Annotated in this window: 28 protein-coding genes; 11 read left to right on the forward strand and 17 right to left on the reverse strand. The window is 58.7% G+C overall.

What is annotated here, in order from left to right:
• The first annotated feature begins 146 nt into the window (after positions 1-146).
• From ACTG4B_RS01680 to ACTG4B_RS01715, 8 genes are all read left to right on the forward strand, one after another.
• Positions 147-1,142 (forward strand): BMP family lipoprotein, encoded by a 996-nt coding sequence (locus tag ACTG4B_RS01680; RefSeq protein ID WP_439153938.1) that lies wholly within the window; start codon positions 147-149, stop codon positions 1,140-1,142.
• A gap of 76 nt (positions 1,143-1,218) precedes the next feature.
• Positions 1,219-2,823 carry an ABC transporter ATP-binding protein gene (locus tag ACTG4B_RS01685; protein WP_439153939.1) on the forward strand — a complete coding sequence of 535 codons (1,605 nt, stop codon included), beginning with the start codon at positions 1,219-1,221 and terminating at the stop codon, positions 2,821-2,823.
• A gap of 1 nt (position 2,824) precedes the next feature.
• Positions 2,825-3,904, forward strand: coding sequence for an ABC transporter permease (locus ACTG4B_RS01690; RefSeq protein ID WP_439153940.1), 1,080 nt, complete (start codon positions 2,825-2,827; stop codon positions 3,902-3,904).
• A gap of 1 nt (position 3,905) precedes the next feature.
• Positions 3,906-4,328, forward strand: coding sequence for a hypothetical protein (locus ACTG4B_RS01695; RefSeq protein ID WP_439153941.1), 423 nt, complete (start codon positions 3,906-3,908; stop codon positions 4,326-4,328).
• The gene (locus ACTG4B_RS01700; RefSeq protein WP_439153942.1) at positions 4,329-5,297 is read left to right on the forward strand and encodes an ABC transporter permease; all 969 of its coding nucleotides are present in this window, start codon (positions 4,329-4,331) and stop codon (positions 5,295-5,297) included. It begins immediately after the preceding gene.
• A complete protein-coding gene (locus ACTG4B_RS01705) occupies positions 5,281-6,087 on the forward strand; it encodes a purine-nucleoside phosphorylase (RefSeq protein ID WP_439153943.1) in 807 nt (268 codons plus the stop codon). Before ACTG4B_RS01700 ends, ACTG4B_RS01705 begins: the two co-directional genes overlap by 17 nt.
• 148 nt (positions 6,088-6,235) lie before the next feature.
• On the forward strand, positions 6,236-7,156 hold the full coding sequence (locus ACTG4B_RS01710; RefSeq protein ID WP_439153944.1) for a sulfite exporter TauE/SafE family protein: 921 nt from the start codon (positions 6,236-6,238) through the stop codon (positions 7,154-7,156).
• Positions 7,153-7,902 (forward strand): TIGR02186 family protein, encoded by a 750-nt coding sequence (locus ACTG4B_RS01715; protein WP_439153945.1) that lies wholly within the window; start codon positions 7,153-7,155, stop codon positions 7,900-7,902. The genes ACTG4B_RS01710 and ACTG4B_RS01715 overlap by 4 nt, the downstream gene beginning before the upstream one ends.
• Here ACTG4B_RS01715 and ACTG4B_RS01720 read toward each other — a convergent pair.
• From ACTG4B_RS01720 to ACTG4B_RS01745, 6 genes are all read right to left on the reverse strand, one after another.
• Positions 7,899-8,609: an SDR family oxidoreductase gene (locus tag ACTG4B_RS01720; RefSeq protein ID WP_439153946.1), complete on the reverse strand. Its 711-nt coding sequence runs from the start codon at positions 8,607-8,609 to the stop codon at positions 7,899-7,901. The two genes, ACTG4B_RS01715 and ACTG4B_RS01720, sit on opposite strands and share 4 nt — an antisense overlap.
• Positions 8,606-10,132, reverse strand: a complete 1,527-nt coding sequence (locus ACTG4B_RS01725; protein WP_439153947.1) for an ATP-dependent DNA helicase — start codon at positions 10,130-10,132, stop codon at positions 8,606-8,608. Before ACTG4B_RS01725 ends, ACTG4B_RS01720 begins: the two co-directional genes overlap by 4 nt.
• A gap of 40 nt (positions 10,133-10,172) precedes the next feature.
• Positions 10,173-10,808 (reverse strand): acyl-homoserine-lactone synthase, encoded by a 636-nt coding sequence (locus ACTG4B_RS01730; RefSeq protein WP_439153948.1) that lies wholly within the window; start codon positions 10,806-10,808, stop codon positions 10,173-10,175.
• A 101-nt stretch (positions 10,809-10,909) separates the two neighbouring features.
• On the reverse strand, positions 10,910-11,734 hold the full coding sequence (locus ACTG4B_RS01735; RefSeq protein ID WP_439153949.1) for a helix-turn-helix transcriptional regulator: 825 nt from the start codon (positions 11,732-11,734) through the stop codon (positions 10,910-10,912).
• Between the two features lie 311 nt (positions 11,735-12,045).
• Positions 12,046-13,338: a crotonyl-CoA carboxylase/reductase gene (gene ccrA, locus ACTG4B_RS01740; protein ID WP_439153950.1), complete on the reverse strand. Its 1,293-nt coding sequence runs from the start codon at positions 13,336-13,338 to the stop codon at positions 12,046-12,048.
• 118 nt (positions 13,339-13,456) lie between these two features.
• The gene (locus ACTG4B_RS01745) at positions 13,457-14,854 is read right to left on the reverse strand and encodes a 1-acyl-sn-glycerol-3-phosphate acyltransferase (protein WP_439153951.1); all 1,398 of its coding nucleotides are present in this window, start codon (positions 14,852-14,854) and stop codon (positions 13,457-13,459) included.
• Positions 14,855-14,994: 140 nt separating this feature from the next.
• Between ACTG4B_RS01745 and ACTG4B_RS01750 the strand changes: the two genes are divergently transcribed.
• The 3 genes from ACTG4B_RS01750 (at position 14,995) to deoD (ending at position 18,112) form a co-directional block, all read left to right on the forward strand.
• Positions 14,995-16,962, forward strand: a complete 1,968-nt coding sequence (locus ACTG4B_RS01750) for a methylmalonyl-CoA mutase family protein (RefSeq protein WP_439153952.1) — start codon at positions 14,995-14,997, stop codon at positions 16,960-16,962.
• 98 nt (positions 16,963-17,060) lie between these two features.
• On the forward strand, positions 17,061-17,396 hold the full coding sequence (locus ACTG4B_RS01755; protein ID WP_439153953.1) for an H-NS histone family protein: 336 nt from the start codon (positions 17,061-17,063) through the stop codon (positions 17,394-17,396).
• 11 nt (positions 17,397-17,407) lie between these two features.
• Positions 17,408-18,112 (forward strand): purine-nucleoside phosphorylase, encoded by a 705-nt coding sequence (gene deoD / locus ACTG4B_RS01760; RefSeq protein WP_439153954.1) that lies wholly within the window; start codon positions 17,408-17,410, stop codon positions 18,110-18,112.
• 6 nt (positions 18,113-18,118) lie between these two features.
• Here deoD and ACTG4B_RS01765 read toward each other — a convergent pair whose 3' ends face one another.
• The 11 genes from ACTG4B_RS01765 to ACTG4B_RS01815 form a co-directional block, all read right to left on the reverse strand.
• Entirely contained in the window at positions 18,119-18,964 is an 846-nt protein-coding gene (locus ACTG4B_RS01765; RefSeq protein ID WP_439153955.1) for an urea carboxylase-associated family protein, read from the reverse strand.
• A gap of 283 nt (positions 18,965-19,247) precedes the next feature.
• Entirely contained in the window at positions 19,248-20,027 is a 780-nt protein-coding gene (locus tag ACTG4B_RS01770; protein WP_439153956.1) for a succinate dehydrogenase iron-sulfur subunit, read from the reverse strand.
• 42 nt (positions 20,028-20,069) lie between these two features.
• The gene (locus ACTG4B_RS01775) at positions 20,070-20,336 is read right to left on the reverse strand and encodes a hypothetical protein (protein ID WP_439154085.1); all 267 of its coding nucleotides are present in this window, start codon (positions 20,334-20,336) and stop codon (positions 20,070-20,072) included.
• 23 nt (positions 20,337-20,359) lie between these two features.
• Positions 20,360-20,689: a succinate dehydrogenase gene (locus ACTG4B_RS01780; protein ID WP_439153957.1), complete on the reverse strand. Its 330-nt coding sequence runs from the start codon at positions 20,687-20,689 to the stop codon at positions 20,360-20,362.
• Positions 20,689-22,494 carry a succinate dehydrogenase flavoprotein subunit gene (sdhA, locus tag ACTG4B_RS01785; RefSeq protein WP_439153958.1) on the reverse strand — a complete coding sequence of 602 codons (1,806 nt, stop codon included), beginning with the start codon at positions 22,492-22,494 and terminating at the stop codon, positions 20,689-20,691. Before sdhA ends, ACTG4B_RS01780 begins: the two co-directional genes overlap by 1 nt.
• Positions 22,495-22,514: 20 nt before the next feature.
• Positions 22,515-22,886 (reverse strand): succinate dehydrogenase, hydrophobic membrane anchor protein, encoded by a 372-nt coding sequence (gene sdhD, locus ACTG4B_RS01790; RefSeq protein WP_439153959.1) that lies wholly within the window; start codon positions 22,884-22,886, stop codon positions 22,515-22,517.
• A gap of 12 nt (positions 22,887-22,898) precedes the next feature.
• On the reverse strand, positions 22,899-23,285 hold the full coding sequence (gene sdhC, locus ACTG4B_RS01795; protein WP_439153960.1) for a succinate dehydrogenase, cytochrome b556 subunit: 387 nt from the start codon (positions 23,283-23,285) through the stop codon (positions 22,899-22,901).
• A 186-nt stretch (positions 23,286-23,471) separates the two neighbouring features.
• Positions 23,472-24,497 carry a MaoC family dehydratase gene (locus ACTG4B_RS01800; RefSeq protein ID WP_439153961.1) on the reverse strand — a complete coding sequence of 342 codons (1,026 nt, stop codon included), beginning with the start codon at positions 24,495-24,497 and terminating at the stop codon, positions 23,472-23,474.
• Entirely contained in the window at positions 24,494-24,697 is a 204-nt protein-coding gene (locus tag ACTG4B_RS01805; protein WP_439153962.1) for a DUF1737 domain-containing protein, read from the reverse strand. Before ACTG4B_RS01805 ends, ACTG4B_RS01800 begins: the two co-directional genes overlap by 4 nt.
• 4 nt (positions 24,698-24,701) lie before the next feature.
• The gene (locus ACTG4B_RS01810; RefSeq protein WP_439153963.1) at positions 24,702-25,247 is read right to left on the reverse strand and encodes an NnrU family protein; all 546 of its coding nucleotides are present in this window, start codon (positions 25,245-25,247) and stop codon (positions 24,702-24,704) included.
• Complete coding sequence (locus ACTG4B_RS01815) at positions 25,244-26,086, reverse strand: HpcH/HpaI aldolase/citrate lyase family protein (protein WP_439153964.1); 843 nt, start codon at positions 26,084-26,086, stop codon at positions 25,244-25,246. Before ACTG4B_RS01815 ends, ACTG4B_RS01810 begins: the two co-directional genes overlap by 4 nt.
• Between the last annotated feature and the right edge of the window lie 14 nt (positions 26,087-26,100).

The following is a 26,100-nucleotide window of genomic DNA, read 5'->3' on the forward strand; positions in this document are numbered from 1 at the left end:
CGCCTGCAAATCCCCGAAAAACCTGTTGATCTTCGGGGCACACCGTTGCCTTATCGCACGATGAACCGACAAAGATCGGATCGCGTTAATCAGAGGGGGCGATATTTCGCCCGCACAAACCTCGCCTCACGACTTGGGAGACAAAAATGACCCTTATGCAGAAATTCCTGGGCGCCTCTGCTGCGCTGGCCCTGACGGCTGGCGCTGCTGCTGCAGACCCCGCCATCCTGTTCGACCTTGGTGGCAAGTTCGACAAATCCTTCAACGAAAGCGCCTATAACGGGGCCGAACGCTGGGCCACAGAAACCGGCGGTTCCTATGCCGAGGTGGAAATCCAGTCCGACGCCCAGCGTGAACAGGCGATCCGCCGTTTCGCCGAATCCGGCGCCAACCCCATCGTCATGGCGGGCTTTTCATGGGCCACACCATTGGGTGAAGTGGCCGCTGATTATCCCGACACCAAATTCACCATCATCGACATGGTTGTGGACGCGCCAAACGTGCGGTCCGTCGTGTTCAACGAACACGAAGGGTCGTATCTGGTCGGTATGATGGCCGCCATGGCATCCGAAAGTGACACGGTGTCCTTTATCGGTGGCATGGATATTCCGCTGATCCGCAAATTTGCGTGCGGCTATGCGCAGGGGGCAAAGGCGGCCAATCCTGACGTGACCATCATCGCCAACATGACCGGCACCACACCTGCCGCATGGAACGATCCCGTCAAAGGGTCCGAGCTGACACTGGCGCAGATCAGCCAGGGGTCTGACGTTGTCTTTGCTGCCGCTGGCGGCACCGGCGTTGGCGTTCTGCAAACGGCCGCTGATAACGATATCCTGTCGATCGGCGTTGACGCGAACCAGAACTACCTGCACCCCGGCCAGGTGCTGACATCCATGCTGAAACGTGTCGATAACGCTGTCTATGACGCGTTTACCGCCGGCACCGATCTGGAAACCGGTTTCAACGTCATGGGCGTTGCAAACGAAGGCGTCGGTTATGCGCTGGATGAATTCAACGCCGAATTGGTTGGCGAAGAAATGAAAGCCGCCGTCGATGCCGCCGCTGCAGAAATGGCTGCGGGTAACCTGATGGTGCACGACTATACATCCGACGAAAGCTGCCCTGCGCTCGACTTCTAAGCCAGCCGGGCAGGCCACGACCAAACAGGGCCGCGCAGATTTATCCGCGCGGCCCTTTGCATGACAAAGGTGCCACATGACCGATACCGCCCCCGCCATTGAACTCAAAGGCATCTCCAAGGCGTTTGGACCTGTTCAGGCCAACAAGGATATATCGATCCGGGTCATGCCCGGCACGATCCACGGGATCATCGGGGAAAACGGCGCGGGAAAATCGACACTGATGTCGATTTTATATGGTTTCTACAAGGCAGACGCGGGCGAAATCTGGATTTCAGGTCGCAAAACTGCAATTCCCGACAGTCAGGCGGCCATCGCAGCAGGCATCGGAATGGTGTTCCAGCACTTCAAACTGGTCGAAAATTTCACCGTATTGGAAAACGTGGTGCTGGGGGCCGAAGACAGCGGATTGCTGCGCCCGTCGCTGGCACGTGCACGGCGCGAGTTGAAATCGCTGGCCGAAGAATACGAACTGAACGTCGATCCCGATGCCGTCATTCAAGACGTTGGCGTGGGCATGCAACAGCGTGTCGAAATCCTCAAGGCTTTGTATCGCAAGGCGGATATTCTGATCCTTGACGAACCCACAGGCGTGCTGACCCCGGCAGAGGCCGATCACCTGTTCCGCATCCTTGAAAACCTGCGCCGCGAAGGTAAAACAATCATCCTGATCACGCATAAACTGCGCGAGATCATGGAAATCACCGATACCGTAAGCGTGATGCGGCGCGGCGAAATGACCGCGACGGTCAAGACCGCCGAAACAAGCCCCGCGCAACTGGCAGAGCTAATGGTGGGCCGCAAAGTGCTGTTGCGGGTGGATAAGGCCCCTGCGCAAGTCGGCCGTAAGATACTGGAAGTCCGCGACCTGAACGTGCGCGACGAAAAGGGCGTGCATCGCCTGAAAGGGATCAGCTTCGACGTCCATGCTGGCGAAATCCTCGGGATTGCCGGGGTGGCCGGCAACGGGCAGTCAGAACTGCTCGAGGTGCTGGGAGGCTATGAAAAAGCCACCGGCAGCATCCGCATGAACGGTGAGGATATCGACTTGTCCGGTGCAACGGCAGACGGGCAGAGCCGGCGCGCGCGCGGGATCGCCCATGTCCCCGAAGACCGGCAGCGCGAGGGGCTGATCATGGATTTTCACGCTTGGGAAAACACCGTCTTTGGCTATCATCACGATGCGCGCTATCAGCAATCGCGCCTGTTCATGGATAACGCCGCGATCAAGCGCGATACCGAAGAAAAGATGGCCCGTTTCGACGTGCGCCCCCCTGATCCGAACCTTGCAGCCAAACATTTTTCCGGCGGCAACCAACAGAAAATCGTCCTCGCCCGTGAAATCGAGCGTAACCCCGACTTGCTGTTGATCGGCCAGCCTACGCGGGGAGTCGACATCGGGGCCATCGAATTCATCCACCAGCAGATTGTTGCACTTAGGGATCAGGGTAAGGCAATTCTGTTGGTTTCCGTAGAGTTAGAAGAAATTTTGTCCCTCTCTGATCGGATCGCTGTTATGTTTGATGGAAAACTGATGGGCGAGCGGATGCCAAATGAAACCGACGAAAAAGAACTTGGCCTGCTCATGGCCGGGATGACGACCGCGCCGCGTGGCCCGTTGCACAAGGCGGTCGCGGAAAACCTTGCCCACGCCGGCGGCGACGCAAGCAAGGAAGTCTGAGATGCCAAAGTGGGCTGATGTTGTCCTGATCCCCCTGATTTCGGTCCTGCTGGCGGCGATGCTGTCGGCGCTGGTGATCCTTGCGATCGGCGAAAGCCCTTGGCGCGCGCTGAAGCTGATGGTCGATGGCGCGTTGGGGTCGACCTATGGCTGGGGTTATACGCTGTATTACGCCACCAATTTCATCTTTACCGGTTTGGCCGTGTCCATCGCGTTTCATGCGCGGATGTTCAACATCGGTGGTGAAGGCCAGGCGGTGCTGGGCGGACTTGGTGTCGCGCTGGCCTGTCTTTACGTGCCTTGGCCGCACTGGACCGTCGCGCTGATCGGGGCATCAGTCGCGGCAGCCCTGTTCGGGGCCGCTTGGGCCGCAATCCCTGCGTATTTGCAAGCCAGGCGCGGCAGCCACATCGTGATCACGACGATCATGTTCAATTTCATTGCTGCCGCCTTGCTGAACTACCTGCTGATCGGCGCGCTCAAGGTGCCGGGTTCGATGGAACCCGCCACCGCCAAATTCCCCGAGGCGACGCATCTGCCGTCGTTTCAGGACATGTTCAACTGGGGTGACACCACGTTTTTCCGCGGTGCCCCTGCGAATGTGGCGTTTTTCGTGGGCGTTTCGGCCTGCATCGCGCTTTGGGCGCTGATCTGGCGCACCCGCTTGGGGTATGAGATCCGGGCCTTTGGCCATTCGGACCAGGCCGCAAAATACGCGGGCATCAATCCGACAAAAATCATCATGGTGGCCATGCTCATCTCTGGCGGGCTGGCCGGAATGATGGCCATCAACAATGTCCAGGGCGAGGCCGAACGGCTGGTCCTGAACGCAGTGGAGGGGGCGGGCTTTATCGGCATCGCCGTCGCACTGATGGGGCGCAGCCACCCGTTTGGGGTGTTCCTGGCGGCCCTTCTTTTCGGCTTTCTATATCAAGGCGGCGCAGAACTCGCCCTATGGACGTCGATCCCCCGTGAATTGATCATCGTAATACAGGCATTGGTGATCCTGTTCACGGGCGCACTGGATAACATGGTGCGTATGCCGCTCGAGCGGCTATTCCTGGCAATGAGGAGAGCATAAAATGATGGCAGGACCTTTTAAAATCGGTGTCGATGATGATTCCGGCGCAGACTTGGGCTTTGTGCTCAGTTGTCTGGCGATGGGCGTGATCACAATGGAAGAACTGCATATGTGGATCCATCATGTGATCGCAGAAACCCCCGGCGGCGATGTGCCACCGCATCTGGTGGCACTGCTGGCAGTCAAGAACCGGTCGAACGTGTTTCGCCCGAACGAGGCGGTCATGCGCCGCCTGCCCCATGATCCGTTCATCACAGATGATCGGTTCGACGCGATGATGGCAATGAGCCTTCTTGTGCGCCCCGAACATGCCGGCATGGCCGATATGACCGAAGCCGAGGCCGAGGCCGCCCTGCGGCGTCACCCCGAAGTGGTAGACCGTTTCTGTTCGCTCTTCCCCTTCATCAAGGAGAAAGTCGCCTAAATGGACTTTGCCACCCTTTTGCAGATGCTGGACGCCACGATGCGTCTGGCGACCCCGCTGTTGCTGGCCTGTCTGGCCGGCCTGTTTTCCGAGCGGGCCGGTATCTTTGATATCGGGCTAGAGGGTAAAATGTTGGCAGCCGCCTTTATGTCGGCGGCTATTGCGGCTGTGACGGGCAGCGTCTGGATTGGTCTTTTGGCGGGCATTGGCGCGTCGTTGGTGCTGTCAGTGATACACGGGCTTGCCTCTATCACATTTCGCGGCAACCAATTGATTTCCGGGGTAGCGATCAATTTTCTGGCCGCGGGTCTGACCGTTGTGGTCGCGCAAAGCTGGTTTCGCCAAGGCGGACGCACACCGCAATTATCCGGCGATGCGCGATTCAACCCGATCACCCTGCCCTTTGCCGAGGCGCTGCGCGAAGTGCCCGTCATCGGACCGATTTATTATGAACTGATTTCTGGCCACACGATCCTTGTCTATGTCGCGGTCTTGATGGTGCCGCTTACATGGTGGGTGCTTTTTCGCACCCGGTTTGGCCTGCGGTTGCGTGCCGTGGGCGAAAACCCTGCCGCCGTCGATACCGCCGGTGTATCGGTCATCGGGTTGCGCTTTGCGGCTGTGGGCATTTGCGGCGTGCTGTGCGGCCTTGCAGGTGCATATCTGGCGACGGCGCTGCAAGCCGGGTTCGTCAAGGACATGAGCGCGGGGCGCGGCTATATCGCGCTGGCCGCTCTGATCTTTGCCAAATGGCGACCGTGGTATGCGCTTTATGCCTGCCTGTTGTTCGGTTTCCTGCAAGCGATGGCGCTACGCCCGGACGTGATCGAGCGGGTGCTGAGTTTCCAGGTCAACGGGCAGTTGCTGGACGTGTTGCCCTATATTCTGACGGTGATCATCCTTGCCGGTTTCGTTGGCAAGGCGATCCCCCCACGCGCGGGGGGGCAGCCCTATGTCAAAGAACGCTGATTTGCTGACCGCCCAGATCAAGGGCGCAGCAGGCGATGCACCGGTCCGCGCCGGGTTGATCCTGGGGTCCGGTCTTGGCCATATCGCAGACAGCGTCGATGGCGTGGCTATTCCCTATGAAGACTTAGCCGGGTTCCCCCATGCGGGTGTGTCCGGCCACAACCCCAAACTGGTTATCGGTGATCTGGAAGGCGTGCGCGTCGCTGTCTTTGGGGGGCGGTCGCATTACTACGAAAACGGCAAGCCTGACACGATGCGCCTGCCGCTGGAGGTGCTGCGCAATTTGGGGGCCGACACGATGATCGCCACCAATGCCGCCGGATCGATGCGGCCCGACATGCCCACTGGATCAATCATGTGCCTGTCGGATCATATCAACTTTTCCGGTCTGAACCCACTGATCGGCGAAACGACCGATGCGCGTTTTGTTCCGATGAAGGACGCCTATGATCCAGACTTGCGGGCAGGCCTGCGGGCGGCAGCCGATGCCACCGGCACCGACATGGCCGATGGTGTCTATGCTTGGTATTCAGGCCCGTCGTTCGAAACCCCGGCCGAAATCCGGGCGATCCGCATGCTGGGGGCCGATGCCGTTGGCATGTCCACCGTGCCAGAGGTGATTTTGGCGCGTTTTCTGGGCCTGAAAGCCGCTGCAATATCCACCATCACCAATATGGCTGCGGGGCTGAGCGATGAGGCGATCAGCCATGAACATACCAAGGCGATGGCCCCGATCGGAGCAGCCAAACTGGAAGCAATCCTGCGGCGGTTCTTGTCCGAACTGGCATAGGGCGGGAAATTTAGATCCAATTCCTTATCGCCTATAATGCCAGAAGACAAATATGCTGCGTTTGCAGTGTGAAATCGCTATGGGCATTTGACAGGGCTTACAGAAAGGTCTTTGTTGCTGCTACAGGCACAAACGCCCGGATGTGTTGATGCAGATTTACCTCCCCATCGCCGAAGTTTCGGTGAATGCTTTCCTGCTTTTGGGCATCGGCGGACTTGTGGGTATTCTATCGGGGCTTTTCGGGGTCGGTGGCGGGTTTCTGATCACGCCGCTTTTGTTCTTTATCGGCATCCCCCCGGCCGTTGCCGTGGCAACAAGCACCAACCAGATCGTTGCATCGTCATTTTCAGCACTGCTGGCGCATCTCAAACGCAAGACCGTTGATATGGTGATGGGGTCGGTGCTGCTGGTGGGTGGCCTCATCGGGTCGGCACTGGGCATTGTGGTGTTCAACTATCTGCGCTCGCTTGGACAAGTCGATCTTTTGGTGCAGCTTTGCTATGTCGTGTTTCTGGGGACCATCGGCGGGCTGATGTTCATCGAAAGTCTGAACGCAATCCGTCGATCCCGCAAACCCGGTGGCGCGCGACCAACGCGGCGCAAGCATAACTGGGTGCACAATTTGCCCTTCAAGATGAAATTCCGTGTGTCGGGGCTGTATATCTCGGTTATTCCGCCGCTGATGGTGGGGCTGCTGGTGGGTGTATTGGCCGCAATCATGGGTGTTGGCGGCGGGTTCATCATGGTGCCCGCGATGATCTATCTGCTGGGCATGCCAACCAAAGTCGTGATTGGGACATCGCTGTTTCAGATCATATTTGTGACCGCCTTCACGACCATGCTGCATGCAACGACCAACTATACCGTCGATATCGTTCTGGCGGTGCTGCTGCTTGTCGGGGGGGTGATCGGCGCACAGTTCGGTACCGCCATCGGGGTCAAGATGAAGGCCGAACAACTGCGCATCCTGCTGGCAATCATGGTGCTGGGCGTCTGCGGCAAACTGGCCTTTGACCTGTTGGTGCAACCCAAAGAGCTGTATTCGATCGGCATGGACGTGAAAACATGATCCGCATGCTGGCCTTTCTGACGGTCCTTGCCCTGCCCGCACAGGCCGAGGAAATCGTGCTGGGCCTCAGCCGCGATCAGGTTGCCATTACCGCGAATTTCGACGGTTCGGATATCCTGATCTTTGGGGCCGTCAAACGCGAAACAGCAATTCCGGCAGGCGATGATCTGGGCGTCATTGTGACCGTTGCCGGGCCCACTCTACCTGTGACCGTGCGCCGCAAGGATCGTCGCCTTGGCATCTGGGTCAACACCCACAACGTCGAGGTGGACGCGGCCCCTTCATTTTATGCCGTGGCCAGCAGTGGGCCGATGGATGACGTGCTGCGCGAAGTTGAGGATCTGCGCTACAAGGTCAGCATCCCCCGCGCGATCAGGTCCGTCGGGGCAGATGTCAGCGATAGCCGCGCCTTTACACAGGCCCTGATCCGCATTCGCGCTAGCGAGGGTCTGTATCAGGTGCTGGAAGACACTGTTGACCTTGAAGAAGAAACCCTGTTTCGCACAGCAATCAGCCTGCCCGCCAACCTGACCGAAGGCAACTACACCGCGCGGATTTTCCTGACGCGGGATGGTCGTGTCATTGATCAATACCTTACTTCGATACCGGTTCGGAAGGTCGGGATGGAACGCTGGCTCTACAACCTCGCTCATGAACAGGCGATACTTTACGGGCTGATGTCACTTGCGATTGCCATTGGTGCGGGTTGGGGGGCTTCTGCTGCGTTCAGCCTGCTGCGCCGCTAACCGCGCCCGATATGCGGCATCTTGGTCGCCATCACCATCATGAACTGCACGTTTGCCTCGGGCGGCAGTGATGCCATGTGATAGACTGATTTCGCCACATCCGCGACGGCCATGGATGGCAGCGGCTCCAGCCCTTGGGCGGCGCGGGTCTTTTCCAGGTTCAGCACCAGATCCGTGCGGGCGTTGCCAATGTCGATCTGCCCGCAGGCAATATCGAACGCCCGCCCATCCAGCGTCAGCGTCTTGGTCAGGCCAGTCACGGCATGTTTGGTGCTGGTATAACAAATCGACCCTTCGCGCGGGGTATGCGCCGAGATTGACCCGTTGTTGATAATCCGCCCACCCTGCGGCGTCTGGTGGCGCATCTGTCGAAATGCAGCGCGCGCGCACAGGAACATCCCCGTCAGGTTGACATCTACCACCTGCTTCCAATCCTTCAGCGCGATTTCATCAATCGTGGTCTGCGGGCCGAACATGCCCGCATTGTTGAACAGCACATCCAGATGGCCGAATTTTTCAAAGGCCGCGTCAACGCCTGTCTCGTCCGTCACATCGCAGGGCAGCGCTACAGCGTTTTCATGCGTGAACTCGGCCAAGACATCGGCGCGCCGCGCGATCAGGCCGACCCGCCAGCCTTGTTCCAGAAAATGTTCTGCCGTGACCCGCCCGATGCCGCTGCTGGCGCCTGTGATGATGATGCTTTTCATATCTCTTCGCTTTTCAATTCCAATGGGACGGCCGGAACCTCCAGATCATCGGTCCGCAGGATGCCTTGCGGCCGCGCAAGCCGGTTGCGCACTACCCAGCGTAGCTGCGTTTCCGCCCGCGTGATAGCCACATAAGCCAGCCGTTTCCACAACGGCTGTCCCGCCTCGATCCGGCCCATGCGGGACGCGGCGTAAATATCGGGGGCAAAGACCTGCACCGTGTCCCATTGCGACCCCTGCGCCTTGTGAATCGTCACTGCGGCCCCGTGCAGAAATGTCGCCCCCATGCGCGCGGCAAAGGGGATGAAAGGTTCAGTGTCGCCTTCCTGTTCGATCTTGACGATGCTGGCCGCGCTGACCTGGGGGTCCTCGGCGCCCATCACATGCAGCCGCGAAAAACCCGGCTTTCGGCCTGGCCCAAGGTAGATCACTTGCGCGCCCTTGATCAGCCCCCGCGCCTCAAGGTCCAGGCGTTTCTTGCGGTGCTTCAACGGCAGCTCAAGCCCGTCGCAAATCAACGGCTCGCCCGGCAACAGTTCGTCCACCGGCGCATCAAAGGCCGCCCGAAACGCGTGGATCAGCCGGATGCGCGTGGCATTCCGCCACACCAGACAAGGGGAACGGGCCATCAGGTCTGCCTCGACACGCTGGGCCATGACGACCCGTTCATCGCGCGCGGCGGCCTCCTCGACCATGCGTTCAAATGCGTGGAAATCCACATCGGGGTCAGCCAGCGCATGGGCCAGATCAAGGATCGGGTTGCCCGCATCCTGCCGGTGGATCCGGTTCAGGGTCAGCACGCGGTTTTTGGGCAGGGTTTCAAAGACCATCCCGCCGCTTGATTGCACAGGCGGCAACTGCGCAGGATCACCAAACAGCAAAAGCGTTGGAAAAATCTCTTTCAGATCCGCAAACTGCTTTTCATCCAGCATGGAACTTTCATCGACAAATCCGATATCCATCGGTTCCTCGCGCCGTTTCCAGCCGGTGATGAAATCGCTGCCGCGCAAGCCAGCGGCGGCCAATGCGGCGGGCACCGATTTATTGATCTGATAGGACGCATAGGCGCGATCAAGCGCGATATCGGTCAACGCCGCGATATCCGGGCGCTCGCCTTGACCGGCCAGCCATTCTGCGACCTTTTCGTATTCGGGGTCATAGACAGGCGTATACAGGATACGGTGGATCGTGGTTGCCGGCACGCCGCGATTTCGCAGCACGCTGGCGGCCTTGTTTGTGGGGGCCAGTATTGCCAGCGTGCGCCGGTCCTTGCGTTTGCGCCCTTCCCAATCGCCGGAAATGACATCGACGCCTGCATCCTCCAGCGCCTTATACAGACGCGCAAGCAGCATCGTCTTGCCCGACCCCGCCTTGCCGATCACTGCCATCACCGACGTCGTGTCGGTTTGCGGCGGTTGCAGCAGGCTGTCGTCCAGATCAACGCCGGACTGGCGCAGGGCAATGGCCACATTATCCCATGCCTCGGCCTGATCGTCGGAAAATGTGATCGTTGGTGCGTTCATGCCGCGACAGTATCTTGACCGTCGCGACGCTGCCAGCGGATTAGGCGGCTTTTTCGATCTGTTGCACCGTCCGGCCAAATGACCGCGCGAACCAGTGTTCTGAAATTTCGGATGACAGGCCTGCGCGGCGCAACACCTTGACCCGGTCCTCGGGGCGGAAGGGCCACAGGCCGACGCTGATCTTGTCGCGGCCTTCACCCATGCTGCCCAGCACCTCGGGCGAGGCCCCGATCATGGAATAAATCCGCACCATGCGTGGGTCAAACACGCCCAGCAGATGGGTCAGTGAAAACGCCCGCATCAATTCGCCGCCCGCCAGCATCATGGCCGCCGCCACACGCGGCGTGGATTGTCGGCCCAGACAGAACCGCGTGCATTCCCAAATGAACGGGCTGCGGATATCGACCCCGTTCAGCAAATTCGCGAAATGGTCGTTGACCATCGTGCGCTCGGTTGTCGGCAAAAACCGCATTGATCCGCCATGGGTGCCATCCGGGTTCACCCAGATCACATAAAGGGGGTTCATCGCGTCGTATTCGTCGCGCTCCCACCCGCTTTCATCAACGGTGACGGCCCATTTCAACCGATCCGCAAATTGCGTCGCGCGGTCACGATGCATGGATGCCCGCAATGCGGGATACTGCGACAAGTCTGATGCGTAAATGTAACGAAGCATGCTGCTACCCTTTGAAAGATGATCAAGTGGCAACAGGGTAGGTTCGGTAAGAGCACCAATAGTTAACGCGGAGGCCGCGACGTTAATCTAACGTTAACATTTTACTGATTGGCAATCGTGACATGGCTGTCTTCGGCATCGCGCCCGGGCCAGCCGCCGGTGGCGGATCGCGCGGCACCACCCACCAGGATCAAGCCTTCGCTGGCGGCGCGCGCCACCGCATGGGTAGTGTTCAGCGCGTTCAGCTTGAAACGGGCGCTTTCGATGTAGGCGCGCAGGGTATGCTCTGATATTTTCAGCAAATCAGCCACCTGTCCCCGGCTGTAACCCATGCCAAGATAGGTCAGCGCATCGGTTTCGCGCGGCGATAGGGCGCGCAATGGTTCTGGCGCGCGGTTTTTCACAAGCTGAAGCGCCTTTTGGTTCAGGAAATGGGCAATCAGGATCCAATCACGTTGGTGACTGGCGATGATTGCATCCCATGTCGCATCATCGGTCGCGTGTGACGCCGTCAACAGTGCGAATTGCCCATTCGGCCCGCGAACCGGGATTGAATACCCTTGATTTCCGACGCCGTATGCTATCGCGTCCTTGCGGAACGCCTGTGCTGCCTTTGCGGACCAGTCCAGTTGTTTCCAGTCTACAGGGTCAAATCGTTGACAGCATCCGATGACGACAGGGTCAACGCGCAGATAATCCTTTTCGACATAGCGCTGCGCCCAAGCAGGATCATACGTGCCAAAACCATATTGTTCCCCATCGGGGCTGACCCAATGATAAACGATGTGATCAACTTTGAATGCGTCACGCAATCCGACCGTTAACGCATGTATTTCGTCAAGCGCCCCGGCCCGGTCCAAAGCTTGTAGGAACTGATCTATTTTCGGCACATTCACCTCGGGTCGGCAGACATGGTCTGGTTGCATGTGAACAGATCTCTGCCGAAGCAACAAGTGCTGTATGCTCAATTTCTGCTGCCAGCAGTGGCAAATCGTTTGTCTTGGCAAAGTTTTTCAGGTCGGCAAGAACGTCGATGATCCAGTCATGTCCCATAAGAAGTCTCTCAGCTCGTTATTAACCAAATGCTCAGGTCTTAGTTTAGGAAATTGAGTACAAATTTTAAACCGACCGTTTCAGACCCCCCAGAAATAGGGGGGGCGCCTCTCGTCAAGTGCTTGAAAAATATAAAAGGCGCAGCAATCACTTGCCGCGCCTTTCGAAATATTCCGGTGCGCCGTTAGCGTTTTTGCGACGCCTCGATCGTGTCTTCAAACGTCCGCAGACCGGTGACGGGGGCCTGCACCAACACCGCCATGTTGCCGGGTTTATGTTCATTCTTGCGCATCTTGGTATGGGCGGCCGGTATCTGGTTCCAACCGAAGACCTCTGACATGCAAGGGTCAAGACGACGTTCGACCATCAGATTGTTGGCCGCACTTGCCTGTTTGAGGTTGGCAAAGTGGCTGCCTTGCAAACGCTTTTGATGCATCCACATATACCGCACGTCAAACGTCAGGTTATAGCCGGTGGTCCCCGCACAGATAACCACCATGCCGCCACGTTTGCAGACGAACGTGGACACCGGGAACGTCGCCTCGCCGGGGTGTTCGAACACCATGTCGACATTGTTACCCTTGCCGGTGATGTCCCAGATCGCCTTGCCGAACTTGCGGGTTTCGTTGAACCACGCCTTGTATTCGGGGGTGTTCACCGTGGGCATCTGGCCCCAGCAGTTGAAATCATTTCGGTTGATCACGCCTTTTGCGCCCAGCGACATCACAAAGTCACGCTTGCTTTCGTCGCTGATCACGCCGATCGCATTGGCCCCCGCCGTATTGATCAACTGGATCGCATAAGACCCCAGCCCCCCCGAGGCGCCCCAGACCAGCACATTCTGGCCCGGCTTCAGATCATGCGGTTCATGGCCGAAAAGCATCCGATATGCGGTGGCCAGCGTCAGCGTGTAACACGCACTTTCTTCCCACGTCAGGTGCTGGGGGCGCGGCATCAACTGCTGGCTTTGCACACAGGTGAACTGCGCAAACGATCCATCCGGCGTTTCATAGCCCCAGATCCGCTGGCTGGGCGAAAACATCGGGTCGCCGCCGTTGCAGTGTTCGTCGTCGCCATCGTCCTGATTGCAGTGGATGACGACCTCATCCCCGACCTTCCAGCGCTTGACCTTGTCACCCACCGCCCAGACGATGCCCGACGCATCGGACCCGGCGATATGGTAGTCGGCCCTGTGGACGTCGAAGGGGCTGATCGGAATGCCAAGCCCGGCCCAGACACCATTATAGTTCACACCTGCCGCCATCACGAGCACCAGCACCTCGTGGCTGTCGGGCTTGGGGCAGTCCACCACCTCAATCTCGAATGCCTTTTCGGGTTCGCCATGACGTTCCCGGCGGATCGTCCACGCATACATCTGCGCAGGCACGTAACCCAAGGGAGGCATTTCACCCACCTCGTAAAGGTCCTTTTGCGGCGCCGTATAGGGGGCGGTCTGGTCTGACTGGTCAAGGGCCATCGTTAACTCCATCGCTGCGATTCCGTTTTTGCCGCACCGCAGAATCGGTGCGTTCATCCATGCATAGCGATTATCAGGGTAACTTTGCAACCCGTATAGGTCATTATTTGTAATTTAATTACTCTGCAACTGCAGCATTTTCATCAGAACTTGCTGCACCTGCATCAAAGTGATGCGCAATCGTGTTGGCGTAATAGGCCAGAACATCCCGCCCCTGTTCGGTCACCGTGATGTTTCCACCGGTTTCGCGGATCAGATTACGCGCCGCCAGTCGCGTGATCGCGTCCTGCGCAATGGCACCTACCTTGCGCACCGGACGGGGCAGCCGGTGTTCGGCGCATGTGGCAATGGCAGCGGTCAGATCCTGTTCCAGTGCATCGCGCGTCATCGGCGCATGGCGCATCAATGACCGCGCAACCAGCGGCACCCCCATCACCGGGATGACATCGTTGATCCGGCGCATCAATTCGGCACCCACCGCTGCGGTCAGGTCGCCCCCGTCTTTTCTGGCCATGGCAGATAATTCAAGTGGCTCTCCAAAACTGACAGAGGCAACGCCAAACCCTTTGAACCGCCCGGTTATCCGCTGCCACAGATGCCCCAGCACCGCCCCGACAATGACCCGCAGCGGCGGCCGAAAGCGGCGGTTGCCGGATTTGTCGGCGGTGATCAGGAAACTATCCTCCAGCACGCGGTCATAATTCAGCGCGACAGGCACGAAAATCACTTCGCGCTTTTCAGGGTCGAAATCATCCACGATATAATTCAGCAGTCCCAGTTTGGGCGGCGCCGTGCGCCCTGTCAGGCTTAGCCCGCCTTCGGGGAACACCGCCTGGCTGACGCCGCCGCGCGTGGCCATCTGCACGTAACGGGCCAGAACCTTGCGGTATAATGCGCCAGCAGACCGGCGCCGGATGAAATAGGCGCCCATTGCCCGAATGATCGCCGACAGCGGCCAGACCCGCGCCCATTCCCCCACCGCATAAGATAGCGCGCCGGTGTTTGCGGCCAGATAGGTAACCAGCACGTAATCCATGTTGCTGCGATGGTTGATCACAAAGATCACGGTCGCGTCAGGGTCGATATTTTCCAGCCTGTCCCGGTCGAACGTGCCCAGTTTGATCCGGTAGAGCGATTTCGACAACCATCGTGCCAACCGGATGCCAAAGCTGAAATAGGCCGTCGCCGAAAATGACGGCACGATTTCGCGGGCATAGCGGCGGGCCTGTTCGAACGCCACGTTTTCGGGGATACCCTCGGCCACGGCGTGGTCGACAATGGCCTGCGTCACCTCGGGGTCATAGATCAGGCGCTGGATCATGTCGTAACGCCGCGCCAGCTTGAACGGCTCGATTGGGCGGCGCAGGCGCTTGTTAACCCGCGCGATCACCCGTTCGGCCCGTTTGCGGAAAAACCAGCGCACCGATGGAAACAGAAAATGCGACGCAAAGGTGACTGCCGCAAAAAGGACAATCAGAACAAAAGCCCAAAGCGGCATGGATACAGTTTGTGTCATTGCGTGAAAGTGACAGGGAATGACGCCGGGGTAAATCCCGTCATGCCGCGCCGCGGCGAATTGACAGCGTCATATAATTTCCCATAAATGGGGCCGAGGCGTAATTTAATTACGCGCACTGATTCAAAAGGAGGCCCGAGATGTCGCAACCGCAGAAAGACCGCCCATGGCTGTTTCGCACCTATGCGGGCCATTCCACCGCTGCGGCGTCCAATGCGCTTTATCGCGGCAACCTGGCAAAGGGGCAAACCGGTCTTTCAGTCGCTTTCGATCTGCCGACACAGACGGGTTATGACAGCGACCACGTGCTCGCCAGGGGCGAGGTCGGCAAGGTCGGCGTGCCCGTCAGCCATCTGGGCGACATGCGCGCGTTGTTCGACGATATTCCGCTGGACCAGATGAACACATCCATGACGATCAACGCAACGGCACCGTGGCTGTTGTCACTTTATATCGCTGTGGCCGAAGAACAGGGCGCGGATATCAGCGCGCTGCAAGGCACGGTCCAGAACGATATCATCAAGGAATACCTGTCGCGCGGCACCTATATCTGCCCGCCAGAACCGTCCTTGCGTATGATTACCGATGTGGCCGCATATACCCGCGAACATCTGCCCAAATGGAACCCGATGAATGTCTGTTCCTATCATCTGCAAGAGGCCGGTGCCACGCCAGAGGAAGAACTGGCCTTTGCATTGGCAACCGCCACCGCCGTGCTGGATGATTTGCGCGGCAAGGTGCCGGCGGAACACTTCCCCGCGATGGTCGGCCGCATTTCGTTTTTCGTGAATGCGGGCATTCGGTTTGTGACCGAACTTTGCAAAATGCGCGCTTTTGTTGAATTATGGGACGAGATTTGCGCAACCCGCTATGGGGTCACCGATGCAAAATACCGCCGTTTCCGCTATGGCGTACAAGTCAATTCGCTGGGGCTGACCGAACAACAACCTGAAAACAACGTCTATCGCATTCTGCTCGAAACACTCGCGGTGACATTGTCGAAAAACGCCCGCGCCCGCGCCGTGCAATTACCTGCCTGGAACGAGGCTTTGGGCCTGCCACGCCCCTGGGACCAGCAGTGGTCGCTGCGCATGCAGCAAATCCTTGCCTATGAAACGGACCTTTTGGAATTCGACGACCTGTTCGACGGAAACCCTGCGATTGATCGCAAAGTAAACGCATTGAAAGAAGGCGCGCGCGCCGAATTGGCGCAAATCGACCAGATGGGCGGCGCCGTTGGCGCGATTGCCTATATGAAATCACGACTGGTCGAAAGTAATGCCGCCCGTATTGCTGGAATTGAAACCGGCGAAACCACCGTTGTCGGCGTCAATAAATGGCAGACGGGCGAGCCATCGCCGCTGACCGCCGGGGACGACGCGATCATGACAGCCGACCCAGAGGCCGAGGCGCATCAACTTGCGCGTCTCGCCGCATGGAAATCCGGCCGCGACGCAGGTTCCGTGGCGGCAGCCCTGACCGCCCTGCGAACAGCCGCCGCAGACGGCAGCAACATCATGCCCCCTTCCATCGCTTGCGCCCGCGCTGGCGTGACAACGGGCGAATGGGCCGATGTCATTCGTGCCGTCTTTGGCCAATACCGTGCGCCCACAGGCGTCAGCAATCACCCCTCCAACCGAACCGAGGGACTGGACGATCTGCGCGAACAGGTTGATCTGGTCAGTACGGCCCTGGGCCGCCGGTTGAAGTTTCTTGTCGGGAAACCGGGGCTGGACGGTCATTCGAACGGGGCGGAACAAATCGCGGCACGCGCGCGTGACTGCGGCATGGACATCACTTATGAAGGTATTCGCCTGACGCCTGACGAAATCGTCACAGCCGCACGGAACGACGATGCGCATGTGATCGGATTATCGATTCTGTCGGGTTCGCATATTCCACTTGTACGCGATGTTATGATCAGGCTGCGCGCTGCGGGTCTGGGACATATCCCTGTCATTGCCGGCGGTATTATTCCTCAAGAAGACGCTGTCGAATTGCAGAAAATGGGTGTCGCAAAAGTCTATACACCGAAAGATTTCGAGCTGAACAAGATCATGGGTGATATCGTGACTTTGGTTGATCCAAGGTCATTGGCAGCAGAATAAACGATCACACAATATACTTTTGCATATGTTTGGATGTAAACTGACTTTACTATCATTGGCACGATGATAATTGCACTTATCTTGAATTGGAGACTGCAATGAAAGCTGATTTGAAATCCATGACCCGCAAAGAGCTGGAAAAGCTCAGGGCTGATGTGGAAAAAGCCATTGAACACGTGACAGAGCAAGAGAGAAAAGCCGCGCGTGCCGCCGCCGAAAAGGCAGCAGCCGCACACGGGTTCTCCCTTTCCGAAATCACGGGCGATGGCGGGGCAAAAACACGCAAGACGAAATCCGGCCCGAAAAAGGTATCTCCGCCGAAATACCGCAACCCCGAAAACCCCGAACAAACCTGGACGGGCAAGGGGCGTCAGCCTGAATGGTTCAAATCCGCGCTGGCGGCAGGCACATCGCCGGACAGTCTGGAAATCTGAAAAGGCACAGTATGACAATCCACATCGGCGCCGCGAAAGATGACATCGCGCCAACCGTTCTGATGCCCGGCGATCCCTATCGCGCGAAATGGGCTGCCGAGACGTTCCTGCACGACGCGCGCTGCATCAACGCGGTGCGCGGCATGTTGGGGTTTACCGGCACATGGAACGGCCACCCGGTGACGATCCAGGGGTCAGGCATGGGCATGCCATCGCTGTCGATTTATGCCAATGAGCTGATCCGCGACTATGACGCGCAGACCCTGATCCGCATCGGTTCCTGCGGTGGCATGCAAGAGCATGTCGGTATTCGCGATGTGATCCTGGCCATGACGGCCTCCACCCTGTCCACGCCATCACGCGGGATATTCAAGGAACTGAACTTTGCGCCCTGTGCCGATTACGGGCTGCTGTCAGCAGCGCACAGGGCCGCAGCCGCCAAAGCTGTGCCTACCCATGTGGGCGGCATCTATTCTTCGGACGTGTTTTATGACGAACGCCCCGATCTGAACGACCAAATGGTCCGCCACGGTATCCTTGGTGTCGAAATGGAAGCGGCAGAGCTTTATAACCTCGCCGCCCGCCATGGGAGACGTGCCTTGGCTATCCTGACAGTCAGCGACCATTTGCTGACACAAGAGGCCCTGCCCGCAGAAGACCGCGAACGGTCGTTTGGGGACATGGTGGAAATCGCGCTGGCAGCGGCATTTACCTGAAAACCATCAACGCCCGTGACTGCGATCGTAAGCGTTGACAGCAGGCGGTGTCCATCCGAACAGATCGGCCGGGCGCAACACCTTCATGTCCAGAGGGTGACAGACGGCAGAGTCGCTGGAATGTTCCGTACTGCAATCGCCCCCAGGACAAGCACTCAGCACAGCCAGCAGATCAATTTCGGCAAACAGCTCGAGATAGTCACCGGGACGCACCGGGCTGGCCTTCATGAAATATTGCCCTGTGTCGCGGGTAAAGCCAGTGCACATAAAGACATTCAGAACGTCGTGAACAAGGGGTTCCGCCTCGGCCAATGACAACCCGGTATGATCGGCCAGCGCGCGGGTCAGATTGGAATGGCAGCAATTGTGATAGTCATAGCCGGACAGCAAACGCCCCGTATAGGGATCACAGCGGGTGCCGATAACATCATGCACGCCTCCTCCGAATTCGTCGATGCCATACCACCCCAGGGTGTCATGTGTAATTGTCGCCATCGGGCGGAGCGTTGGAAAGGATGACCACAACCTGTCACCCGACGTCACATGGGCACCATGTAGCGCGCGGGTCTTGCCCGAATAGAACCGTTCGGATAGATCATGAGCGTTGAACAGGTTCAGGTCGCCAACCTGGGGGCCACCGACGCTGACAATACGCAGGAAATGTCCCGCCGGAACGACCACTGCGGCCGCGCTGCGTGGCAATGCGGTAACATGATCTGTCTCGACAAGATCGGTCCGTGCTGCCGTGTATATCGCCATATCAGGTTGCGGCAGTGTATCTGTTAGATAGCAGATGACAGGCGGCACCGCGCGCCGTTCGTCTGCATCGCGTGGGGGATGAACTTCCATCATGTGCTATCATCAACGCAAATCGGTACGGAATACAATCCGCTTCTTCCGAGGATAAATATCCCCGCCGGAGGCATCAAATTTCGCGAAATTTGATCAGGGGGCTTTGACCCCGCCCCTAACGGGTCTCCCCCAGGATATTTATGGGCCAATAATAACGAAAAATTAATGTTGATATGCGAAGTTGGCGTTGCGGTACAGGCGGGGACGCCGATGTCCGTGGCCGGTAATGACCGGGAAGGACCCGCCAACATCATAGGAGGCGGGCCCTTTATCCGGATATTGATCAGACGGCCCGTTCGACCATCATCTGTTTGATATGCGCGATCGCCTTGGCAGGATTCAGCCCCTTGGGGCATGTCTTTGCGCAGTTCATGATCGTGTGGCAACGGTAGAGCTTGAACGGGTCTTCCAACTCGTCCAGCCGTTCACCTGTCGCCTCGTCCCGGCTGTCGATGATCCAGCGGTAGGCATGCAGCAAGGCGGCCGGCCCGAGGTAACGGTCGCCATTCCACCAGTAAGAGGGGCAACTGGTGGAACAACACGCACACATGACGCATTCATATAGGCCGTCCAGCTTCTTGCGGTCGTCAATTGACTGCTTCCATTCCTTTGCGGGACGGTTCGTTTTGGTTTCCAGCCAAGGCATGACGGATTCGTGCTGGGCGTAAAAATGCGTCAGGTCCGGGATCAGGTCCTTGACCACCGGCATATGCGGCAGCGGATAGATCTTCACGTCGCCCTTGATTTCATCCATGCCATAGATGCAGGCCAGCGTGTTGATGCCATCGATGTTCATCGCGCAGGATCCGCAGATGCCTTCGCGGCAGGACCGGCGGAAGGTCAGAGTTGGGTCGATATCGCTCTTGATCTTGATCAATGCGTCCAGAACCATCGGGCCACAGCTATCCATATCAACGAAATATGTATCAAGTTGCGGGTTCTTGCCATCATCGGGATTCCAGCGATAGATCTGCACTTTGCGCAGATTGGTCGCCCCTTCCGGTTTCGGCCAGGTCGTACCCACAGTCATGCGGGAATTCTTGGGAAGTGTCAGTTGCACCATCTTGATGTTCCTTCCATATGGGGGCTCCGGCCCCCAAAAAACTTACAAATCGCGAAGCCGCGGTGGCCGGATCGGCATTTCGCCGGTCAGTTCGATAACGCAGCTTTCATAGACTTCCATCGGGTCGCGCCCCCGCAACAGATCTGCGCTCAGCGCAATGCTGGCACTGGCAAAGGGTCCGTCGCTGCTGCTGGCGCCGATGGTCATGCCGACTTCGGGGGCTTGCGCCGCCTGTGCGCGTTTTTCGCAGATGCGTGCCGCTTCTTCCGGGGTGGGTGGAGTCGTGCTGCAGGCAGACAAGGCCAGCACTATAACAGCGACACGCCCTAACATCACGCCCCCGACAGCACTGTTGACAGTGCATTATCCGCAGCACATCGCACTGTTTCGGGGCGGCTGGCAATGTCGACGATCAGGTTCGTGGTCGTCGGGCCAGGGCCAACGACGGCCGCTTCGGCAATCTGGTAAACTTCGGTGATGTCGGCATTGTCAATTATGCAGTCGGTCAGCGGGGCGGCATTCATCCCGGGAAACCGGTTTGAGATGACGGTATTCACCACGCCTTTTGCGGCTTGGCGGGCCACCCTGTCGCCCTCTGCGCCCAGTTCGGCGCAGGCCGACAACAGGGAAAGCCCTGTCAACATCAAGGCTGCAAGACGCATCAGAACGTCCTTTCCTTCGGGGCAATTTGCGCCTCGGAAATGCCGCCCTGCGCCTCGGTCGTCAACGGTGTCGTGATCACGGGGCGATATGTCAGCTTCACCTTTGCACCATCGACATGGCTGATGGTGTGCACACGCCACTTGTCATCATCGCGTGTGGCGTAGTCCTCGTGTGCGTGGGCGCCACGGCTTTCCTTGCGGGCCTCGGCCCCGACAATGGTGGCCAGCGCATTGGGCATCAGATTTGTCAGTTCCAGCGTTTCCATCAGGTCGCTGTTCCACACAAGGCTGCGGTCGGTAACGTGCAGGTCATCCAGCTTTGCGGCAATCGCCGTCATCTTTTCCACACCCTCGGCCAGCGTCTTGTCGGTGCGGAAGACTGCAGCGTCTTCTTGCATGGCCTTTTGCATTTCAAGCCGCAGTTCGGCAGTCGGTGTATTGCCGTCGGCATGGCGCAGTTTATCGAACCGATCAAAACACGCATCGATTGATGCCTGATTAAGCGTCGGGTTGGGTGCGTCGCGATCCACGACCTCTCCGGCGCGGATGGCCGCCGCGCGGCCAAAGACCACGAGGTCGATCAGGCTGTTGGACCCAAGGCGGTTTGCGCCATGGACCGATGCACAGCCCGCCTCGCCCACGGCCATCAGGCCGGGAACCACGCGGTTAGGGTCTTTCTTGGTGGGGTTCAGCACCTCACCATAATAATTCGTGGGAATGCCGCCCATATTGTAATGCACAGTGGGCAGCACCGGGATCGGCTCTTTGGTGACGTCCACCCCGGCAAAGATCCGCGCGCTTTCGGAAATGCCGGGCAGACGTTCGGCCAGAGCTTCCTTTGGCAGGTGGTTCAGGTTCAGATGGATGTGATCCTTGTTCGGCCCGACGCCGCGCCCTTCACGGATTTCCATCGTCATGCAGCGGCTGACGTAATCGCGCGGCGCGAGGTCCTTGTAATTCGGGGCGTAACGCTCCATGAACCGCTCGCCTTCGGAATTGGTCAGATAGCCGCCTTCACCGCGTGCGCCTTCGGTAATCAGGCAGCCCGCACCATAGATGCCGGTCGGGTGGAACTGCACGAATTCCATGTCCTGCAACGGCAGGCCCTGCCGCGCGACCATACCACCACCGTCGCCGGTGCAGGTGTGGGCCGATGTGGCGCTGAAATAGGCGCGGCCATAGCCGCCCGTGGCCAGAACTACGGTTTTCGCATTGAACACGTGCATGGTGCCGTCATCCAGCTTCCACGCGATGACCCCCTGACAGACGCCGTCATCCGACATGATCAGATCGAGCGCGAAATATTCGATATAGAACTCTGCCTTTTGCTTGAGCGACTGGCCGTAAAGCGTGTGCAAAATGGCGTGGCCTGTCCGGTCGGCGGCGGCACAGGTGCGTTGCACGGGTGGGCCTGCGCCGAATTCGGTGGTGTGGCCGCCGAACGGGCGCTGATAGATCTTGCCCTCTTCGGTGCGCGAAAACGGCACGCCGTAATGTTCCAGCTCGTAGACCGCCTTGGGCGCCTCGCGCGCCAGATACTCCATCGCGTCGGTATCGCCCAGCCAGTCAGACCCCTTGACCGTGTCATACATGTGCCACTGCCAGCTGTCGGGACCCATGTTGCCCAGCGATGCAGCGATGCCGCCCTGTGCGGCAACGGTGTGCGACCGTGTCGGGAAAACTTTGGAAATACAGGCAGTGCGCAGTCCCTGTTCAGCCAGACCAAGCGTGGCACGCAGGCCAGCGCCGCCAGCCCCCACGACAATCGCGTCATAGGTATGGGTTTCGTATTCGTATGCAGCCATGTGTCAGATGCTCCGGAAAATCAAAGGGCGATGCGCACGATTGCGTAAATCGCAACGGCAGCAGCAGAATAGGACAGGCAGATCATCGCGATGATCAGCACCTTGCGGGCGAAACCATGGACGTAATCCTCGATCAAGGTTTGCACACCCTTGCTGAAGTGCAGGAAACCCACGCCCATGGTCAGAATTGCCACGATCGCAGGGAACGGGCGCTGATAATAGGCAATCACTTCCTCATGGCTTGATCCAAGGATTGCGCCGAACGTGAATAAAAACAGCGGCACAAGCCCCACCAGGGCCACGGAAGTCACGATCATGTGCCAGTGGTGTTCGGTGCCGGATTTGGCAGACCCCAAGCCTTCGGCGCGTTTACGGTCAGTCAGAAAAGCCATGCTGCGCCCCCCTTACCAAAGCACGATGACGGTGAAGATGGTGAACAGCACGGACGCGATGATCATCACAATCCCTGCATTTTCAGAACGTTCGACATCAAGCATATGGCCGCTGTCCCAGATCAGGTGCCGGATACCGCCGAACATGTGGTACCAGACGGCCCAGACCGACAGGAACATCACCAGATCACCAAACCAGCTGGTCACGAAACCATTGGCGCGGGCAAACGCCTCTGGCCCGGTTGCTGCGGCAATGAACCACCAGACGATCATCAGCGCGGCCACCAACAGGGCGTTCCCCGTCAGGCGCACAAAGATCGATGTCATAGAGGTTAGCTGCGGGCGGTAAATCGTCAGGTGCGGCGAAAGCGGGCGGTTGCCCCGGTTCACATCGGCCATGTGTCATCCCTTCGTTGGATTGGCGGCCTGAGACAGGTCGCGGCAGTCACCCTGTTCTGCACCATTCCGCAGGCAGAGTCACGCCGCCCAACGCGGACAAACTGTGAAAAAGTGACGCGATTTTGCAGATTTTAGTACTTTGTGATCACAGAAAAAAATACTGTGATCACAAATATTCCAAACTGTTTAAGTTGGGATTAGCGCCCAGTAGTCCAAATCAAGCAGGACGTCCGCGTGATATTTTCCGTCATCGCCGCGCAGCACTCCCGCGGACCCCTTGGTCGCCACCAGCCGCAGCCGGATCGCGCCGACGCCATGCGCCGCCGTTTCAGCCACGTCAAGCACCTCTGACCAGGCACGCACCGTGTCGCCCGCGAAACAGGGGTTCGCATGGGCACCGCCATTCAGCGCCACAATCATCTGCGCATTGGCCAGCCCGTTGAACGACAGCGCCCGCGCCAGCGAAATCACATGCCCGCCATAGATCAGCCGCTTGCCATCCGCCCGCTGGGTGGCATCGAAATGCACCTTGGCGGTGTTCTGCCACAGACGTGTGGCCAACATGTGCTCGGCCTCTTCCACGGTCACGCCGTCCACGTGGTCGATAATTTCGCCAACACCATAATTGATCAGCCGATGCCGTTCACCCGCCTGCGCGAAATCGTAGTTGGTAAAGGTCAGCCCGTCCGGCACCACCAGATCGCCTGCCGCGACCACCGCCGGCAGCACAGGAATCACCGGTTCCGGCGCGGGTCCATCCCCCCGCTTGCGCACCATGACCCAGCGGACATAGCGCAGGACATCAATCCCCCGCTGGTTGCGCCCAGTGGTGCGCACCCACACGACACCGCTTTTCCCGTTGGAGTTCTGCTTGACCCCGATCACCTGTGACGTCGCAGTCAGCGTGTCACCGGGATAGACCGGCGCCAGCCAGCGCCCGTCGGCATAGCCCAGATTGGCCACAGCATTCAGCGACACATCCGGAACCGTCTTGCCGAAAACCGTGTGAAAGGTGATCAGATCATCCACCGGCGACGCGGGCAATCCACAGGCCCGCGCGAATTCATCCGACGAATAAAGCGCCCCGCGTGCCGGATAAAGCGCATGGTAAAGCGCCCTTTCCCCCCCTGAAATGGTGCGCGGCACCGCGTGGTGGATCACATCGCCAACGGCGTAATCTTCAAAAAACCGGCCTGCGTTTGTCTTGGTCATTGTGCGCCCAGCTTCATGTCGGACGAATAGGGTATGTCGATTTCCTTGGTGACCGCCTGCCCGCAGCGCATGACGCCATTGGCGTGATCATAGGCATAGGTCGGATCGCCATACAGTTCCCATCCTTTGGACAGTGCGTCCGACACCTTGTGGCAGAACGCCGATGTGTCGTCTTCGGTCAACAGCCGGTAGATTTTCATGGATTTATCCAAACGGGTTATAGCCAAGCCAGATATGCACGCCCGATACGACGACAAAGACAATCACGGTCGCGACGACGGCAGATATCTCTTTTTTCATCGGCACGTCGGGGCCGGGTGTCCAGTTCGGGTTCGCGCGGTTGATCAGTGCCATTTCAGACGTGGCCCAGACCAACAGCCCGCCGAACAGCACAAAGGACGCGGTGTCGCCGTTCACCAGCAAATGCGCGACCGACCAGATCACCACCGCCGTCAGTTGCGGATGGCGGATATATTGCGTGATCCTCGCCTTTGATCCGCTGGCGGCGAACAGGTAAAACGACAGCAACATCAGCAGGTTGTTGATACCCGTCATCGCAGGGGAGCGGCCCCAATAGAATGTCGTTTCGGCCATGCGATAACCGACAATCATCAGCACCAGACCGGCCAGCGACCCGATCGCGACGACCATCTTGCCCTTGTCCCCGAATGACGCGCGATGCGCCGGGGCCAGTCGTTTCCAGAAATGCGTGCCCGACCACAGGATCAGACCAAGGATAAGATAAATCATGCGCTCTCCAATGCGGCGATGGCTTCGGCTTTGGCCAAGGTCGCGCGGGCGGTGACGATATGCAAGTTCTCTACGATCTTGCCATCCACGACGGCCACCCCCTGCCCTTCGGCCTCGGCCGCTTCGAACGCGGCGATCTGGCGGCGGGCAAGGGCGATTTCATCCTCGGATGGACCAAATTCTGCGTTCGCAATCGCGATCTGTGCGGGATGTATCAGGGTTTTGCCGTCAAAGCCCATGTCACGCCCCTCGGCACATTCGGCGCGCAGGCCGTCATCATCCTTGAAGGCATTATAAACGCCATCCAGCGCCACGATCCGCGCCGCCTTGGCCGCCAACAGGCAGTGCTGCAACGACATCATCAAGGCGGTGCGCCCACGCGAATTCATATCCTTGGCCAGATCATTGGTGCCCAGCACGAACCCCGCAATCCGCGGATGCGCGGCAATCGCGGCGGCATTCAGCACCCCCTGCGGCGTTTCCATCATCGCCCAGATCGGCAGGTCCGGCACCAGACCCGCCAACGCATCCACATCGCCGGGGCCGTTGACCTTGGGCAGCAACACACCGTCACACGCCATCGCAGCAACGGCGGCGGCGTCTTCCACCCCCCACGGCGTATCCAGCGCATTGATTCGCACAATTTTCAGCCGGGGGCCGTAACCGCCCGCTGCCAGTGCAGCGTAAAGCGTGTCACGGGCGGCAATCTTGGCGTCGGGGGTGACGGCATCCTCCAGATCGAACAGGATCATATCGACGGGCAGGCCACGGGCCTTGTCCAACGCCCGATCCTTGGAACCGGGAATATATAGGGCTGAACGGTGGGGGCGGTCCTGCATCGAATCTTCCTTGT

This window comes from Yoonia sp., from assembly GCF_965660735.1.
Classification (GTDB): domain Bacteria; phylum Pseudomonadota; class Alphaproteobacteria; order Rhodobacterales; family Rhodobacteraceae; genus Yoonia.

Coding starts and splice junctions, on each gene's coding strand:
- ACTG4B_RS01800 (WP_439153961.1), bottom strand. CDS start 24,497: ATGACCAAGACAAACGCAGGCCGGTTTTTTGAAGATTACGCCGTTGGC.
- ACTG4B_RS01755 (WP_439153953.1), top strand. CDS start 17,061: ATGAAAGCTGATTTGAAATCCATGACCCGCAAAGAGCTGGAAAAGCTC.
- ACTG4B_RS01765 (WP_439153955.1), bottom strand. CDS start 18,964: ATGATGGAAGTTCATCCCCCACGCGATGCAGACGAACGGCGCGCGGTG.
- ACTG4B_RS01710 (WP_439153944.1), top strand. CDS start 6,236: ATGCAGATTTACCTCCCCATCGCCGAAGTTTCGGTGAATGCTTTCCTG.
- ACTG4B_RS01720 (WP_439153946.1), bottom strand. CDS start 8,609: ATGAAAAGCATCATCATCACAGGCGCCAGCAGCGGCATCGGGCGGGTC.
- ACTG4B_RS01780 (WP_439153957.1), bottom strand. CDS start 20,689: ATGCGTCTTGCAGCCTTGATGTTGACAGGGCTTTCCCTGTTGTCGGCC.
- sdhC (WP_439153960.1), bottom strand. CDS start 23,285: ATGGCCGATGTGAACCGGGGCAACCGCCCGCTTTCGCCGCACCTGACG.
- ACTG4B_RS01685 (WP_439153939.1), top strand. CDS start 1,219: ATGACCGATACCGCCCCCGCCATTGAACTCAAAGGCATCTCCAAGGCG.
- ACTG4B_RS01810 (WP_439153963.1), bottom strand. CDS start 25,247: ATGATTTATCTTATCCTTGGTCTGATCCTGTGGTCGGGCACGCATTTC.
- ACTG4B_RS01705 (WP_439153943.1), top strand. CDS start 5,281: ATGTCAAAGAACGCTGATTTGCTGACCGCCCAGATCAAGGGCGCAGCA.
- ccrA (WP_439153950.1), bottom strand. CDS start 13,338: ATGGCCCTTGACCAGTCAGACCAGACCGCCCCCTATACGGCGCCGCAA.
- ACTG4B_RS01680 (WP_439153938.1), top strand. CDS start 147: ATGACCCTTATGCAGAAATTCCTGGGCGCCTCTGCTGCGCTGGCCCTG.
- ACTG4B_RS01750 (WP_439153952.1), top strand. CDS start 14,995: ATGTCGCAACCGCAGAAAGACCGCCCATGGCTGTTTCGCACCTATGCG.
- sdhA (WP_439153958.1), bottom strand. CDS start 22,494: ATGGCTGCATACGAATACGAAACCCATACCTATGACGCGATTGTCGTG.
- ACTG4B_RS01745 (WP_439153951.1), bottom strand. CDS start 14,854: ATGACACAAACTGTATCCATGCCGCTTTGGGCTTTTGTTCTGATTGTC.
- ACTG4B_RS01695 (WP_439153941.1), top strand. CDS start 3,906: ATGATGGCAGGACCTTTTAAAATCGGTGTCGATGATGATTCCGGCGCA.
- ACTG4B_RS01730 (WP_439153948.1), bottom strand. CDS start 10,808: ATGCTTCGTTACATTTACGCATCAGACTTGTCGCAGTATCCCGCATTG.
- ACTG4B_RS01715 (WP_439153945.1), top strand. CDS start 7,153: ATGATCCGCATGCTGGCCTTTCTGACGGTCCTTGCCCTGCCCGCACAG.
- ACTG4B_RS01735 (WP_439153949.1), bottom strand. CDS start 11,734: ATGCAACCAGACCATGTCTGCCGACCCGAGGTGAATGTGCCGAAAATA.
- ACTG4B_RS01690 (WP_439153940.1), top strand. CDS start 2,825: ATGCCAAAGTGGGCTGATGTTGTCCTGATCCCCCTGATTTCGGTCCTG.
- ACTG4B_RS01725 (WP_439153947.1), bottom strand. CDS start 10,132: ATGAACGCACCAACGATCACATTTTCCGACGATCAGGCCGAGGCATGG.
- ACTG4B_RS01770 (WP_439153956.1), bottom strand. CDS start 20,027: ATGGTGCAACTGACACTTCCCAAGAATTCCCGCATGACTGTGGGTACG.
- ACTG4B_RS01805 (WP_439153962.1), bottom strand. CDS start 24,697: ATGAAAATCTACCGGCTGTTGACCGAAGACGACACATCGGCGTTCTGC.
- sdhD (WP_439153959.1), bottom strand. CDS start 22,886: ATGGCTTTTCTGACTGACCGTAAACGCGCCGAAGGCTTGGGGTCTGCC.
- ACTG4B_RS01700 (WP_439153942.1), top strand. CDS start 4,329: ATGGACTTTGCCACCCTTTTGCAGATGCTGGACGCCACGATGCGTCTG.
- ACTG4B_RS01815 (WP_439153964.1), bottom strand. CDS start 26,086: ATGCAGGACCGCCCCCACCGTTCAGCCCTATATATTCCCGGTTCCAAG.
- deoD (WP_439153954.1), top strand. CDS start 17,408: ATGACAATCCACATCGGCGCCGCGAAAGATGACATCGCGCCAACCGTT.